Origin of the sequence: Methyloceanibacter sp., assembly GCF_051306395.1 — a bacterium.
Lineage (GTDB): Bacteria > Pseudomonadota > Alphaproteobacteria > Rhizobiales > Methyloligellaceae > Methyloceanibacter.
On the sequence record NZ_JBPPND010000218.1, the window covers coordinates 1 to 13,489 of the forward strand.

12 protein-coding genes, 2 tRNA genes and 1 pseudogene are annotated in these 13,489 nt (G+C 64.2%); 11 read left to right on the plus strand and 4 right to left on the minus strand.

All coding sequences use genetic code 11. The annotated features are described in order from the left end of the window. The 3 genes and pseudogenes from ACSLE4_RS11340 to ACSLE4_RS11350 form a co-directional block, all read left to right on the plus strand. Window positions 1-362, plus strand: a pseudogene (locus ACSLE4_RS11340) (regulator); the annotation flags it as partial. Window positions 363-499: 137 nt separating this feature from the next. Further along, complete coding sequence (locus tag ACSLE4_RS11345) at window positions 500-655, plus strand: DUF1328 domain-containing protein (protein WP_069624218.1); 156 nt, start codon at window positions 500-502, stop codon at window positions 653-655. 72 nt (window positions 656-727) lie between these two features. Further along, window positions 728-2,140 carry a sensor histidine kinase gene (locus ACSLE4_RS11350; protein WP_435904557.1) on the plus strand — a complete coding sequence of 471 codons (1,413 nt, stop codon included), beginning with the start codon at window positions 728-730 and terminating at the stop codon, window positions 2,138-2,140. On the opposite strand, the gene ACSLE4_RS11355 is transcribed toward ACSLE4_RS11350, so the two are convergent. Continuing rightward, window positions 2,129-3,067, minus strand: coding sequence for a YegS/Rv2252/BmrU family lipid kinase (locus tag ACSLE4_RS11355; RefSeq protein WP_435904558.1), 939 nt, complete (start codon window positions 3,065-3,067; stop codon window positions 2,129-2,131). The two genes, ACSLE4_RS11350 and ACSLE4_RS11355, sit on opposite strands and share 12 nt — an antisense overlap. A gap of 157 nt (window positions 3,068-3,224) precedes the next feature. On the opposite strand from ACSLE4_RS11355, the gene msrB reads away from it, so the two are divergent. Continuing rightward, window positions 3,225-3,725, plus strand: coding sequence for a peptide-methionine (R)-S-oxide reductase MsrB (gene msrB, locus ACSLE4_RS11360; protein ID WP_435904559.1), 501 nt, complete (start codon window positions 3,225-3,227; stop codon window positions 3,723-3,725). A 338-nt stretch (window positions 3,726-4,063) separates the two neighbouring features. On the opposite strand, the gene ACSLE4_RS11365 is transcribed toward msrB, so the two are convergent. Together ACSLE4_RS11365 and ACSLE4_RS11370 are read right to left on the minus strand one after the other, a co-directional pair. Next, window positions 4,064-4,420, minus strand: coding sequence for an EF-hand domain-containing protein (locus ACSLE4_RS11365; RefSeq protein WP_435904560.1), 357 nt, complete (start codon window positions 4,418-4,420; stop codon window positions 4,064-4,066). Window positions 4,421-4,766: 346 nt separating this feature from the next. Further along, window positions 4,767-4,842 (minus strand) — tRNA-Asn (locus tag ACSLE4_RS11370). 166 nt (window positions 4,843-5,008) lie between these two features. Between ACSLE4_RS11370 and ACSLE4_RS11375 the strand changes: the two genes are divergently transcribed. Together ACSLE4_RS11375 and ACSLE4_RS11380 are read left to right on the plus strand one after the other, a co-directional pair. Continuing rightward, window positions 5,009-5,272 (plus strand): hypothetical protein, encoded by a 264-nt coding sequence (locus tag ACSLE4_RS11375; protein ID WP_435904561.1) that lies wholly within the window; start codon window positions 5,009-5,011, stop codon window positions 5,270-5,272. Window positions 5,273-5,320: 48 nt separating this feature from the next. Continuing rightward, window positions 5,321-5,911, plus strand: coding sequence for a DUF6790 family protein (locus ACSLE4_RS11380; protein WP_435904562.1), 591 nt, complete (start codon window positions 5,321-5,323; stop codon window positions 5,909-5,911). A gap of 77 nt (window positions 5,912-5,988) precedes the next feature. Here the strand turns inward: ACSLE4_RS11380 and ACSLE4_RS11385 are convergent. After that, window positions 5,989-6,062: transfer RNA gene (locus ACSLE4_RS11385), tRNA-Cys, on the minus strand. Between the two features lie 155 nt (window positions 6,063-6,217). Between ACSLE4_RS11385 and ACSLE4_RS11390 the strand changes: the two genes are divergently transcribed. The 5 genes from ACSLE4_RS11390 to ACSLE4_RS11410 all read left to right on the plus strand — a co-directional run. After that, the gene (locus ACSLE4_RS11390) at window positions 6,218-6,922 is read left to right on the plus strand and encodes a protein-L-isoaspartate O-methyltransferase family protein (protein WP_435904563.1); all 705 of its coding nucleotides are present in this window, start codon (window positions 6,218-6,220) and stop codon (window positions 6,920-6,922) included. Window positions 6,923-7,088: 166 nt separating this feature from the next. Further along, window positions 7,089-8,552 carry a TolC family outer membrane protein gene (locus ACSLE4_RS11395; protein ID WP_435904564.1) on the plus strand — a complete coding sequence of 488 codons (1,464 nt, stop codon included), beginning with the start codon at window positions 7,089-7,091 and terminating at the stop codon, window positions 8,550-8,552. Window positions 8,553-8,704: 152 nt separating this feature from the next. Continuing rightward, window positions 8,705-9,958 carry a DUF2497 domain-containing protein gene (locus ACSLE4_RS11400; protein ID WP_435904565.1) on the plus strand — a complete coding sequence of 418 codons (1,254 nt, stop codon included), beginning with the start codon at window positions 8,705-8,707 and terminating at the stop codon, window positions 9,956-9,958. Window positions 9,959-10,036: 78 nt separating this feature from the next. Then, window positions 10,037-12,772 (plus strand): valine--tRNA ligase, encoded by a 2,736-nt coding sequence (locus ACSLE4_RS11405; RefSeq protein ID WP_435904566.1) that lies wholly within the window; start codon window positions 10,037-10,039, stop codon window positions 12,770-12,772. Between the two features lie 273 nt (window positions 12,773-13,045). Continuing rightward, window positions 13,046-13,489, plus strand: a 444-nt coding sequence (locus ACSLE4_RS11410) for a dihydroxy-acid dehydratase domain-containing protein (protein ID WP_435904567.1), incomplete at its 3' end; no start/stop codon positions are given.

Below are 13,489 nucleotides of genomic sequence, written 5' to 3' on the forward strand. Positions count from 1 at the left end.
AAGACGGGGGTCACTTGGCCAGCACGCATCCCATTCTTGTCGTGGAGGACGAGTTCCTCATCGCCCTTGACATCGTCGCGGCGCTGGAGAACGCGGGCATCGCGGTCATTGGTCCCGCAAGCACCGTCGGCGACGCGCTCGCCGCCATCGAACGCGGGCCGCTGCGTGGCGCGCTCCTCGACGCGCATCTGGGAGGCGAGTCGGCGGGGCAAATTGCCGACTTGCTTGCTGCGCGCGGACTCCCCTTCGCCTTTGTCAGCGGCTATGGGCCCGAGAGCCTGCCTCCCGCCCATCGCGCCGCACCCTTGGTCAAGAAACCCTTTACCGACAAGGACCTCCTCGCGGCGGTTGCCGGATTTTAACACCAAAGCGCTGCAACAAATTCACGAAACCGGACGTTTGCCTCGTGCGAGGCGAGGCGGACGAAGATCGCAAGGGCCACTCGAACGATCGATTTGAAGGACGAGGTGAGGCATGTTGAAGGACGAGGTGAGGCATGCTGTTGTATTGGGCGCTTATTTTCGCCGTGGTGGCCCTGGTGGCGGGCGTATTCGGTTTCGGCGGCGTGGCGTCGGCAGCAGGTGGCATCGCCCGCATCCTGTTCTTTATCTTCCTCGTGGTATTCCTCGTCACCCTCATCGCCGCGGTTGTCTAGTGCGCGCGATTCTTTACCTATGGGCGCCGCGGAGTGATCGGATGACGCGTCGCGATGGAAAGCTCGCTCGCCATGCTACTTGATACCGATGGACAGGGCTTGAATTGGCCGGGAAGCTTGCCGCTGCTGCATGCTGTTGCCGACGGTGTCATCGCCGCCACCTTCCTGCTCGTACCCGCGGTGCTGCTTTATCTGTACAAGCGCCGTGGCGAGAGCAGTGAGCGCGAAGCCGCGCTGGTGAAGCTGTTTCTGCTCTTCGTGTTTGCCGTGGGTCTTGTCCATTTCGCCGCTGTGCTCGCGCCATGGTTTAAGGCGCCCGCGCTGGAAGGCTTGCTGAAGGGCGCCGCGGCCCTGCTGGCGCTCGCCACCGCCATCGGCCTGTTATGGCTCGCGCCGTATCTCCTCCGTCTGCCCTCTCGCGACCGGCTCCAAGCGGAAATCTCCGCGCATCTGACGACCTTGGAGGAGCTCAAGTCCACGCGGCAGCAGCTCGAGGCTCGCGTGGACGAGCGCACCAAGGAGCTCGCCCAAGCCACGCAGCGCTTCGAGATCGCCTTGCGCGGCTCGCCCATCTCCGTGTTCAGCCAGGACAAAGATCTGCGCTTCACCTGGGCGCACAACCTGCCAATCGGGCTGAAGTCCGAGGACCTTGTCGGCAAAACGGACGCCGATATCTTTCCTCCCGAGGCGGCGAGCAAGATCGTTGCCGCCAAGCAGGAGGCCATGAAGACCGGCAACTCGCAGGAGCTGGAGATCGATTTCGAACTCTATAGCCGCGAACGCTCCTTCTATTTGGTGATCGAGCCGCTAAGCGACGAAGCCGGCAAGATCGTCGGCACGGCCTCGGTCGCCGTCGACGTCACCGAGCGCAAGGCCAACGAGCATCAACTCCGCCTCTTGCTGCGAGAGCTGACGCACCGCTCGAAGAACCTGTTGGCCGTGATCCACGCCATCGCCCGCCAGACGGCCGCGCGCACCACGTCGGTCGAAGGGTTTCTCGACCGCTTCAGCGCCCGGCTTTACGCCATCGGCATGTCGCACGACCTGCTCGTCGCCGACGATTGGCATGGCGCCTCGCTGCGCATGCTGGTGGAGCAGCAATTGGAATCGCATGCTGACGCGTTCGGGCAGGGCATCGCGATCGAGGGCGAGGACGTCATGCTAAAGCCCGAGGCCGTGCACAATCTCGGCCTCGCGTTGCACGAGCTCACGGCCAACGCCGAGAAATACGGTTCGCTGTCCAAGCCCGGTGGTGAAATCCACATAAGCTGGGATTACTGCGAGGACGCCAAGAAGCTGAAGCTAACCTGGGACGAGAGCGGCGGGCCCAAAGTCCGCGAGCCGTCACGCTCCGGCTTCGGCCGCGCCATGTTGGAGAATGTCGTGGGCAAGGCGCTTGCCGGCGACGTCACGCTATCCTTCCCCGTCAAGGGCGTTCACTGCGAGATCGTTATCCCGGCCACGCACGTGACGTCACGGGGCTAGCGCGGGCGTCTCTTCCTCTTGCATGTCCGACAGACCCTGGTGTCCGACCGGCAGCGTTCTTGGCACGATCACCGTGAGGCCGTGACGGCGCAGCGTGAACTCGGCGGGCGTTTGGGTATTGATCTCGCCATCCGCATTCACCGCGCGCGGTTTTGACGTGGTGATCGTCACGCGCGTAGCACAGCTTCGCTGCATGAGGGCAGGCTTACTGAAGCCGAACTTCAGATGGGTGATGCAAGCTATGAGCTGCCATACGGGCCCCGGCGCCACGAGGTAGAGATCGAGCTTGCCGTCGTCGATGGCCGCGTGGTCGGAGACCGTGAGACCGCCACCGTGGAAACGGCCGTTACCGACGCTCACCTGATAGACCGGCCCGGTCCACGCGAGGTTGTCGTCCACGTTCAGGGTGACGACGAAGGGTTTCGAGACACGGGCCACGTGAAGTAGGCTGACCGGGTAGGAGAGCAAGCGCCAACGGTGTTTGAGCGCGGCGCTTTGCGCATGCACCGCGCTTGCGGCGACCCCGATGCTCGCGACGTTCAAGAAAGGCTGGCCGTTGACCAGACCCACGTCGATGCTGTGCGGGTGGCCCTGAAGCGAGATCTCCGCCGCTTCCATGACGTCGGCTGGGACGCCCAACGTATTGGCGAAGTAGTTGGCGGTGCCGAGCGGCAGCACGGCGAGCGGTTTGCCGAGCGTGAGCAGGCCGGGGAGGGCCTGGGAGATGGTGCCGTCACCGCCGCCGATGACGATGCGGTCGGCCTGCGCGCCATGCTCGGCGATGGCCTGGTTCAGCGCGTCCCTGGACTTCGTCACGATCGTCTTCGAGGCTGCGCGCGCGGCGAACCAATCGGGCAGGGCGGAAAGCGCATCCGCGGCCCGGGAGGCCTTGGGGTTCACAACGACCAGCACGCGCAATTGAGACATCGCCTTCCTTTCGGGCCTGAAAGCGCCCGAAAAGCGGCGCCCGCCCAATAAAGCCCTCGTGAACGCCCGTGCGCGCAAGTTGAATTGAAGCCTGCGGCGGAAGTCTTAGATTCAATGCGAGATTTCGGCCCTTTGGGGCAATTTGCAAGGAGCCATCATGGTCACGCGACGAACAATTCTCCTGGGCACCGCAGGCGTCGCCGCCGTCGCGGCTGCCGGCGTCGGCCTTCTGAAATGGCAAGGCAGCGAGGCGACCGCGGCTACCGAGGGCCATTTCGAGGTCACCAAGACGCCGGAGGAGTGGCGGGAAATTCTCACGCCGCAGCAATATGCGGTTCTCCGTGAGGAGGACACGGAGCGGCCTTGGACGAGCCCGCTCAACAAGGAGAAGCGCAAAGGCACCTTCGCTTGCGCCGCCTGCGACCTGCCGCTGTTCTCCTCCGAGACCAAGTTCGAATCCGGCACCGGCTGGCCGAGCTTCTACGAGCCGATTGAGGGCGCCGTCGCGACCAAAGAGGACTGGAGCTTTGGGCTCCGCGAGGAGGTGCATTGCCGCCGCTGCGGCGGGCATCTCGGCCACGTCTTCAACGACGGCCCGAAGCCCACGGGCCTGCGCTACTGCATCAACGGCGTTTCGCTCAAGTTTATCCCCGCCTAGCCTCCCCCTGGCGCGGCCTCCTTCGGGGGGTCGCGCCCCTCCTTTTCGGGTATCTGAAATTACTTTGGAACCATCCCGAAGGAGCCACGTTCTGCACCCTTGGCGGGGACTGTTCTGCGTATCCCGCCTGCCGTACGGGTACGGGGGTGAAGGGGTCGGAAACGGCCCCTTTCGCTCATGTGGCGTTTGAGGTGCCGCGGCCCTTTGCGGATTCTCTTCGCCTAGTATCTACGGCATTCCGGCGGGCGCGTAGGTCCCTGAAGCGGCGCTCGCGCCTAAGATGACAAAGGCGATTGGCTCATCGCCAACCGCCTTTGAAGTGGTGCCGGTAGGTCAGGCTAATTGGACTGCTGACACGCCGGATCGTCGGGATTGTTCTGGCACGGACACCAGGAACCTTCGGCGGCCTTACAGTTATTGCCGATGGCCGTCTTCTGCTTTTCCCCGCCGGCCCATTCTTCCTGATCGATGCTGTTGTTGGAGTCCTTGTCCATCATCGTAAAGGTCGGGTTCATCGTTGGATCGCCCACCTTCGCCTCGCACGAGTTCCACTCCACTTGGCTGATGGTGCCGCTGCCGTCGGCGTCGCAAGCTTTGAAACCGTCAGCCCAGCTGGCGGCGACAGCGGGCGTTCCCGAAAGCAGCAGAGCCGAAACGAAAGCGGCCGAAACGAAAGCGGCCCAGTACTTGGTCATTGCGTTCTCTCCCTGGTAGTTAGTGCTACCGATTGATGCCGTCGCCCATTGGGGGAAACGGTCCTCCCGCCGCATTTTGCGGCCCTACAACGGGGGCCTTCTTTCGATGCTCAATCAAGGTCAAACCTTCCAAATCCCCGGCAACACATTTTCCGCGCCGGAGATGGCAGAGATCATCTGGCGAGTGCAGCGTTTGGCACCTGGCGGACGTGCCGGCCCTTAGGCCTCAGGAGGCAATGACCGAGCGCTGCTCGCTAGACCGCCTGGGCCGTGCACATGGCGTCTATTAGCGCGCTGCTGCGTGCTCTCGAATGTCAAAAACAGGAGGAGATTTGGCTGAAGTAATTGGCTCCCCGGGCCGGACTCGAACCAGCGACCCAGCGGTTAACAGCCGCTTGCTCTACCAACTGAGCTACCGGGGAGCAGAGCGCAGGCTCAGAGTCAAGCTGCGCTGAAGGGGGTGATAGCAAAACCCCGGGCGCCTTTCCAGCGCTTTACGTCTCCCGGCTTACGGGAAATTCGCCCGCCTTGCGGCGCATCCGCCAAACCCCTATGTGGGGCGTCCGGCCTCCAAAATCGAAACGGCTCATGGCCCATAAGGTCCGCCTCTTCAACAGGCACTGGCATCTGCCCAAGTCGAAGCCCTTGCGCATCGGCCTCGGCATCGTGCTGGTCGGCTGCGGCTTCCTGGGCTTCCTGCCCGTGCTTGGCTTTTGGATGATCCCGCTCGGATTCCTCGTGCTGTCGGTCGATCTGCCCGCCGTGCGCCGCTGGCGGCGCCAGCTCACCGTGTGGTGGTATCGCAAGAAGGACGAGGGGAAAAATTCTAAGCCGGACGCGGCCTCGCAATAGGCCAGAAAATTCCCCTCGCGTTCTGGATGTTGGGATTATTCTGTCCGTATGCGCCGGGAATCCTACCTCAAGCAGTGCACGCCTAGGTTTCTGGCGTTCATGCGCGAGGCCCTCGATCGTCTCGCTGGTGAGCGCGGGAGTTCTGCCATGATCGACTTGGCCATCGTTGTTCTGAGCGTCGTGTTGCCGCTCGTTCACCTCGCGCTAAGCCGCGCGCCGCGTACCAAAGAGCGCGTGGTGCGCATCCTGCTCCTCTATGCCTTGGTGCTCGACGTCGGCGTCATCGGCTTCGTGTTCGGCTTCATCCCGCACGTCTTCTTTCCCGACCAGGCCGCCAAGATGATCGGCTGGTCGCCGAGCCCGTTCCAGTTCGAGGTCGGTTTCCACGACGGCGCCTGGGGCATCCTTGGCTTTCTCTGCATTTGGCTCGGCGGCCTGTTCTGGCTCGCCACCGGGCTCGGATGGTCGTTCTTCATGCTCGGGGCGACCTACGGCCACATCCACCAGACCGTGACCGACGGCAATTACGCGCCGTACAATTTTCTGACGATCTTTTCGGACGGCTTCGTCGCGATCTGGCTGCTGGTGCTGCTCTATCTCCACTACCGGTGCGGCGGCTTTCAGCGACGAGGATCGTAAGCGGCAGTACACGCGCAAGTTCCGCGCCTTCATGGAAGACACGTTGAGAACAGCCTCGAAGGGCAGAGGGTAGGGGTTGGAGGCCACGCCCGGAATCGAACCGGGGTATACGGATTTGCAGTCCGCTGCGTCACCACTCCGCCACGTGGCCAACCGAACGGGATTACTAGCGCCAAACGCGCTTGTGTCCAGTCTCTCCTTCAATAATGAGGCTCGCTGATGAAGCCTCCCTTACCAGTTGGGGCTCGGCGCGGGTCGTGGCAATGTTGCGCCGGTTGAGATGAGGCTGGGAAAGATCGACGCAAGATGACCGGGTATGAAGCGCGGCGGAACGCCATGGTGGAGTCTCAGCTCCGCCCCAACGAAGTCACTGACATAGGTCTGCTCGCGGCCATGCGCAGCCTGCCGCGCGAGCGTTTCGTGCCCGAGGCGCTGCAAGGGCTGGCCTATATGGATGAGGACATCCAAGTGCTGCCCGCCCGGGAGGGCGGCGCGGCGCGCTTCCTCCTCTCGCCCATGGTCCAGGCGCGGCTGATCCAGCTTGCCGAGATCACGGCGGATGAGACCGTTCTCGATCTGGGCTGCGCCACTGGCTACTCGACCGCCATCCTGGCGCGGCTCGCCACGCACGTGGTCGGAGTCGAGCCCGAGCCCGCGCTCGCTGAAACCGCAAAGTCGAATCTCAGAGCTCTTGGCTTGGCGAATGTGGACATCGTCGCGGGCAGTCTGACCGAGCCTCCTGCAAGCCCAGGAGAGGGTCATGAAAAGGGTCATGGGCCCTACGACGTGATTGTGATCGAGGGTAGCGTTCCGGAAGTGCCGGAGGGCGTGCTCGCCCAGCTCAAGGAGGGCGGCAGGCTGATCGCCGTGCTAACGCGCGCGCCTAACATGCGCCAGGGCAAGGCATATCTCTTTGTGCGCGTGGATGGTGAGGCGCGCGGCGTGGCGCAATTCGACGCCGGCGCCAGTCCGCTGCCGGGCTTCGCGCCTGCGCCCACCTTCAGCTTCTAGCGTCCAGGCGGCCTTTCGCCACTGTTGCGCCGATCCCACAGTGCCTTGAGTTTTTTGCCGAATCCAGGTGTGGTCAAGCGTTCCTGGGTATCCCTGTCATCGTGCGGTGCTCTATGCTTCGCGGTGCAGGAGGGGCTGGGGGGCTGCTGACTGCGGGAGACGGGTAGTGCTTGGTGAACAAGGCAGGCGCGAGCAGTCGTGCTGCGCGAGGTTCTCGCCGCGGCGCCGCGCCTGGATTGCGGCCGTTATCGGCGTGGTGGCCGTCTCGTTCGCCGCGCCGGCGCAGGCGGAGTCGCTGGAGCAGGCGCTGGCCGATGCCTATCTGTTGAATCCCGTTCTCAATGCCGAGCGTGCGCGCTTACGCGCCATCGACGAGCAGGTGGCGCTCGCCAAATCCGGCTTGCGCCCGTTCGTGACCGGCACCGCCGACACCAACTACGTCAACCAGAATAGCGACCGTCGCGGCATCGGCGGTGTCGATTTCGGCGCGGCCGGTCTCACCACGGACGGCGTCACGCATCCCCGCGGCTACGCGGTTCAGCTGCAGCAGCCCCTGTTCGAGGGCTTCCAAAATCTCAACGCCGTCCGCCAAGCCAAGGCGCAGGTGCAAGCGCAGCGCGAGGCCTTGCGCAGCGTGGAGCAGACTGTGCTGCTCGACGCCGCCAGCGCTTACGTCAACGTGGTGCGCGATCAGGCGATCGTGCGGTTGCGTGAGAACGACGTCAGCGTGCTCTCCGAGCAGTTGAAAGCCACGCGCGATCGTTTCGAGGTGGGCGAGGTGACCCGCACCGACACTGCCCAGGCCGAGGCGCGGCGCTCGGAGGCGCTCGCCACCTTGGCCGTGGCGCAAGCGAACTTGAAGACAAGCCGCGCCGCCTACGAGCAGGTCATCGGCCACCCGCCCGGCAATCTCCAGACGCCGCCATCGATCCGTCACCTGCTGCCGCAGAGCCTGGACGACGCCATGACCCTTGGCGACGGCGAGAACCCGGTCATTCTGACCTCGGTCTATAACGAGGAAGCCTCGCTCTACGCGGTTGAGCAGATTATGGGCGAGCTCTTGCCCGAGGTGAGGCTCGAAGCGCAATACGAGAAGCGCTTCGGCCAGAGCCAGGCTATCGACGAGATCGAGACGACGACGGTCACGGGCCGCGTCAATGTGCCCTTCTATCAAGGCGGCGGTGTCGCGGCGCGCGTGCGCCAGGCCAAGGAGACCAACAATCAGCTGAAGCGTGAGGTGGAGGACGCGCGGCTTAGGGTCCATGCCGACGTCATCGGCAACTGGGGCATCCTGCAATCCTCCGGTCCGGCCATCAGCTCCGCGGAATCCGCCGTGTCCGCCAACAAGATCGCGCTGACCGGCGTGCGCGAGGAGGAGAAGGTGGGCCAGCGCACCACCCTCGACGTGCTCGATGCCCAGCGCGAACTCCTGAATACGCAGATCGGCCTCGTCTCGGCGCTGCGCGACCGGGTCGTCGCCGAGTATTCCCTCTATGCCGCCATCGGCCGCATGGATGCCCAAACCCTGGGCCTGTCAGTGCCTTACTACGATCCGCTCGAGCACTACGACATCGTCAAAAACAAATGGTTCGGCCTACGCCCGCCAGCCCCGCCCGCGGCCGATAATTGAACCATTGCGGGACTTTACGCATTAACCATTGGGGCTATTCTCCGAGGCGGATGAAGACTTGGGTCTTAACATCGTGTTAAGTTATTGAGTGAGTGACCCTGGTGTACACCGCTGGGTGAAGTCAGTTCGAAAAGGCGGCGAGGGATTAAGTCATGAGCAGCACCGAGCGCGCTCCTGAGCCGACCATGGAGGAAATTCTTGCCTCCATCCGTCGGATCATCACAGACGACGAAGCCGGTCAGGCCGAGAAGCCGGCCCAAAAGGCGCAAGCCGAGGACGAGAGCCTTGAGGGCGAGGCCGACAATCAGATCATCGACGACATCGCGCGCGTCCTGAGCGGTAGTGGCAGCGGCGGCGGCGAAGCCCCGGCCAGCGAGGAGGAGGAGATCCTCGACCTCACGGCCGAGCTTGGCGGTCTCGAGATCGTCGAGGACGACGCCGAGCCGGTTCTCGAAGTCACCGAGATCGCGGAGACCGTCGAAGTTCTGGAGCTCGAGGACGCGGAGCCCGTGTTCGAGCCGGACGCCGAGATGTCCGAAGCCGCGTCCGCCGAAGACGCCGCGCCCGGGTTCCTTCAAGAGCCCGCCCAAGAGATGGCCCCGCCGCCGCCCCAGATGGCGGCGCCCGAGCCACCCATGCAGCCCCAAGCGCCTGCACCGGAGCCCGCCGCTGCGCCGGAGCCCATGGCGTCGGCGAGCGAGGAAGCGGCGTCCGCCCTTGAGCGCGCCATTGCGGCGTTGCGCGCAGGGCAGGTGCCCACCTCCACCACGCCCCAGGCCGAGCCGTTCCAGTTCCAGGCCGCGCCCCAGCCCGAGGCGATGACCGCGTCCGAGCCTAGCCCGGAAACGGAACCCGAGCCCATGCCGATGGCCGTCCCCATGGACGCGCCGGAACCGGCGGACGAGACCCACCCCGAGCTTCACGCTGAGTTCGAGCTGGAAGCCGACGCACGCTTCGAGGCGCAGCCGGACACAGCCGCGGTGCTCGAGCCGCTGGACGAATTCATGGACGAGCCGGCAGACGAGTCCATGGAGGAGCCAGAGCTGGTCTTAGCCGAGGTCGAGCAGACGGTCGAGTTTGTCGAGCCCGAGTTCGAGCAAGAGGACGCCGAGGCGGAGGCGCCGCCGTTCTGGCCGGCCCAGGCGAGCGAAGAGCAGCCCGCCGAGCCGGAGCCCGAACCCGAGTCTAGCTTCGAACCCGAGTCTAGCTTCGAGCCCCAGCCCGAGCCTGTGCTGACCCAGACGAACGGGGTCGGCGGGCATCACGCCGAAGGCCCGTCCCGGACCCTGGAAGACAGCATCAAGGACATGCTGCGTCCCATGCTGCGTGAGTGGCTTGACGACAACATGCCGCGCATCATCCGCGACGAGCTCGACACGGATAGCTTGCGCCGCCACCAGGACTAAGCAGACCAAAAGTTGACAGCGCCGAAGCCGAGAGCGTAGGACGCGCGGCGACCCTTTTTCGCCAACCACCGCGCATTCATGCTCGACAAGATTTATCAGCCGAAGAATTTCGAAGGCGGCGTCTACCGCGCCTGGGAAGACGCACGCGCCTTCGCCGCCGGCCGCGGCGATCGCGAGGGCGCCCGGCCGTTCGCCATCGTCATCCCGCCGCCGAACGTCACCGGCTCGCTCCATATGGGGCATGCGCTCAACAACACGTTGCAAGACGTGCTGGTGCGCTTCGAGCGCATGCGCGGCCGCGACGTGCTGTGGCAGCCCGGCACCGACCATGCGGGCATCGCCACGCAGATGGTCGTCGAGCGGCAATTGATGGAGCGGCAGGAGCCGAATCGCCGCGCGCTCGGCCGCGAAAAGTTCATCAAGCGCATCTGGCAGTGGAAAGAAGAGTCCGGCAACACCATCGTCGGTCAGTTGAAGCGGCTCGGCTGCTCCTGCGACTGGTCGCGCTTGCGCTTCACCATGGACGACGGGCTATCCAAGGCCGTGCACAAGGTCTTCGTCGAGCTGCACCGCGCCGGCCTGATCTACAAGGACAAGCGCCTCGTCAACTGGGATCCGGAGCTGCTCACAGCCATCTCCGATCTCGAGGTCGAGCAGATCGAGACCAGCGGACATCTGTGGCATCTGCGCTATCCCATCGAGGGCGTCACCTTCGACCCGGAAGACCCGAGCACCTTCATCGTCGTCGCCACCACCCGGCCCGAGACCATGCTGGGCGACACGGCCGTCGCCGTGCATCCGGACGACGAGCGCTACAAGAACCTTGTCGGCAAGAACGTTGTCCTGCCCATCGTCGGCCGGCGCATTCCCATCATTGCCGACGAATATTCCGACCCGGAAAAGGGCTCCGGCGCGGTGAAGATCACGCCCGCGCACGACTTCAACGACTTCGAGGTCGGCAAGCGTCATGGCCTGCCCATGATCAATGTCCTGAGCCAGGATGCGCAATTGCTGCTGCACCCGAACCCCGAGTTCACGCAAGGGGTGGAGCTGACGCCGCAACTCCATGCAACGATTCTCGAATTCAACGGCGTGTTCCGCTTCGCCGCGCGCACGATGATTGTCGATCGCTTGGAGTCGGAAGGCCTTCTGGAGAAGATCGAGGACTACGTCCACTCCGTGCCCCATGGCGATCGCTCCGGCGCCGTCATCGAGCCCTACCTCACCGACCAGTGGTACGTCGACGCCGCGACCCTGGCCAAGCCCGCCATCGAGGCGGTCAAGCGCGGCCGCACCACCTTCGTGCCCAAGACTTGGGAGAACACGTATTTCCACTGGATGGAGAACATCCAGCCTTGGTGTATCTCCCGCCAGCTCTGGTGGGGCCACCGCATTCCCGCTTGGTACGGGCCCGACGGCGAGATCTTCGTCGCCGAGACCGAGGCGGACGCGAAGGCTCAAGCCAAAGAGCACTACGGCAAGGACGAGACACTGAAGCGCGACGAGGACGTGCTCGACACCTGGTTCTCCTCCGCGCTGTGGCCGTTCTCCACCCTGGGCTGGCCCGACAAGACGCCGGAGCTCGCGCGCTACTACCCGACCGACGTGCTCGTCACCGGCTTCGACATCATCTTCTTCTGGATCGCCCGTATGATGATGATGGGCCTGCACGTCATGGACGAGGTGCCGTTCCGCGACGTCTACATCCATGCGCTGGTCCGCGACGAGAAGGGCCAGAAGATGTCGAAATCGAAGGGGAACGTCATCGATCCCCTGGAGCTGATCGACACCTATGGCGCCGATGCCCTGCGCTTCACGCTGGCGGCCATGGCCGCGCAAGGCCGCGACATCAAGCTCGCCGGCGCCCGCGTCGAAGGCTATCGCAACTTCGCGACCAAGCTGTGGAACGCCTCGCGCTTCGCCATGATGAATGACTGCGTGCCGCGCGCCGATTTCGATCCGGCGACCGCGCAGCTGACCGTCAATCGCTGGATCGCCGGCGAGGCCGAGCGCGCCACGGCCGCCGTCACCGAGGCACTGGAGGCCTTCCGCTTCAACGATGCGGCGGGCGCCATCTATCACTTCATCTGGCACATCTACTGCGACTGGTATCTGGAGCTCATCAAGCCGGTCCTCATGGGCGAGGACGAGGCAGCGAAGGCCGAGACCCGCGCCATGGCGGCTTATGTGCTCGACCGCGCGCTTCAGCTGCTCCATCCCTTCATGCCCTTCGTCACCGAGGAGCTGTGGGAGAAGCGCGCGCCCGAAGGGGAGCGCCGCGAGAGCCTGCTGATGCTCGCCCCGTGGCCCACCCATCTGGGGCTTCAGAACGCGCAAGCGGACGCTGAGATGGAGTGGGTCCTCAAGTTCGTCACGGAGGTGCGCTCGGTCAGGGCGGAGATGAACGTGCCCGCCGCCGCCAAAGTCCCGCTGGTCGTTGTCGGCGCATCCGGCGAGACCAAGGCCCGGGTCGCCGCCCACGAGGAGACGCTCAAGCGGCTCGCCCGCATCGAGACCATCGACTTCGCCGATGCTCCGCCCGCGGGCTCGGTGCAGATTGTCTTGGACGAGGCGACGCTCGCGCTGCCGCTCCAAGGCGTCATCGATATCGACGCGGAATCGGAGCGTTTGAAGCGCGAGATCGATAAAGTTGGGTCTGAGATCGCCCAGCTAACCGCCAAGCTCGCTAACGAAAAATTTGTGTCTCGTGCCCCAGAACATGTGGTCGAGGAGCAACGTGAGCGAAAGTCGGAAGCCGAGGCCACCGCCACCAAATTGGCACAGGCGTTGAAGCGTCTCGAAGCGGTGCTTTAGCTGGCGGCAGGCGTTCGCGCTTTTTCAGATTGGGTGGCCGCTTTGCAACCGGAATCCGAATCCTTCGAACTGTCGCTAATTTGCAACAGACTGCGGTATTTGCGCCTCGTTTGCGCCATAAAACTTTGGGACATCGACTTGAGTTAGAGGACATTGGCCGCACGAGACACTCGCACATTAAAGCGAGGGGGGCGGGCCAGGGAGCGACCCGGCTGGGGCGTAGAGTTGTGACGGTAATCCGTCCACTCCTTCAAGTTCGGCCGGCATTGGTAGATGGACGCAAAGACGTTCGATAAATCCCGCTTGCCGAGTAGGCACGTGACGGAGGGGCCAACCCGCGCCCCACATCGCTCGTACTTGTACGCGATGGGGCTTTCGCGCGAGCAGATTCACCAGCCCCTCATTGGCGTTGCTTCTTGTTGGAACGAAGCGGCCCCCTGCAACATCTCGCTGATGCGCCAGGCGCAAGCGGTGAAGCACGGCGTTGCGGCCAGGGACGGCACGCCGCGCGAGTTCTGCACCATCACCGTCACCGACGGCATCGCCATGGGCCATCAGGGCATGAAGTCGTCGCTGGTGTCGCGCGAAATCATCGCCGACTCGGTCGAGGTCACCATGCGCGGCCACGGCTATGACGCCCTTGTCGGCCTTGCGGGCTGCGACAAGTCGCTGCCGGGCATGATGATGGCGATGCTGCGCCTCAACGTCCCCTCGATC

Coding starts and splice junctions, on each gene's coding strand:
- ACSLE4_RS11350 (WP_435904557.1), top strand. CDS start 728: ATGCTACTTGATACCGATGGACAGGGCTTGAATTGGCCGGGAAGCTTG.
- ACSLE4_RS11355 (WP_435904558.1), bottom strand. CDS start 3,067: ATGTCTCAATTGCGCGTGCTGGTCGTTGTGAACCCCAAGGCCTCCCGG.
- msrB (WP_435904559.1), top strand. CDS start 3,225: ATGGTCACGCGACGAACAATTCTCCTGGGCACCGCAGGCGTCGCCGCC.
- ACSLE4_RS11365 (WP_435904560.1), bottom strand. CDS start 4,420: ATGACCAAGTACTGGGCCGCTTTCGTTTCGGCCGCTTTCGTTTCGGCT.
- ACSLE4_RS11375 (WP_435904561.1), top strand. CDS start 5,009: ATGGCCCATAAGGTCCGCCTCTTCAACAGGCACTGGCATCTGCCCAAG.
- ACSLE4_RS11380 (WP_435904562.1), top strand. CDS start 5,321: ATGCGCCGGGAATCCTACCTCAAGCAGTGCACGCCTAGGTTTCTGGCG.
- ACSLE4_RS11390 (WP_435904563.1), top strand. CDS start 6,218: ATGACCGGGTATGAAGCGCGGCGGAACGCCATGGTGGAGTCTCAGCTC.
- ACSLE4_RS11400 (WP_435904565.1), top strand. CDS start 8,705: ATGAGCAGCACCGAGCGCGCTCCTGAGCCGACCATGGAGGAAATTCTT.
- ACSLE4_RS11405 (WP_435904566.1), top strand. CDS start 10,037: ATGCTCGACAAGATTTATCAGCCGAAGAATTTCGAAGGCGGCGTCTAC.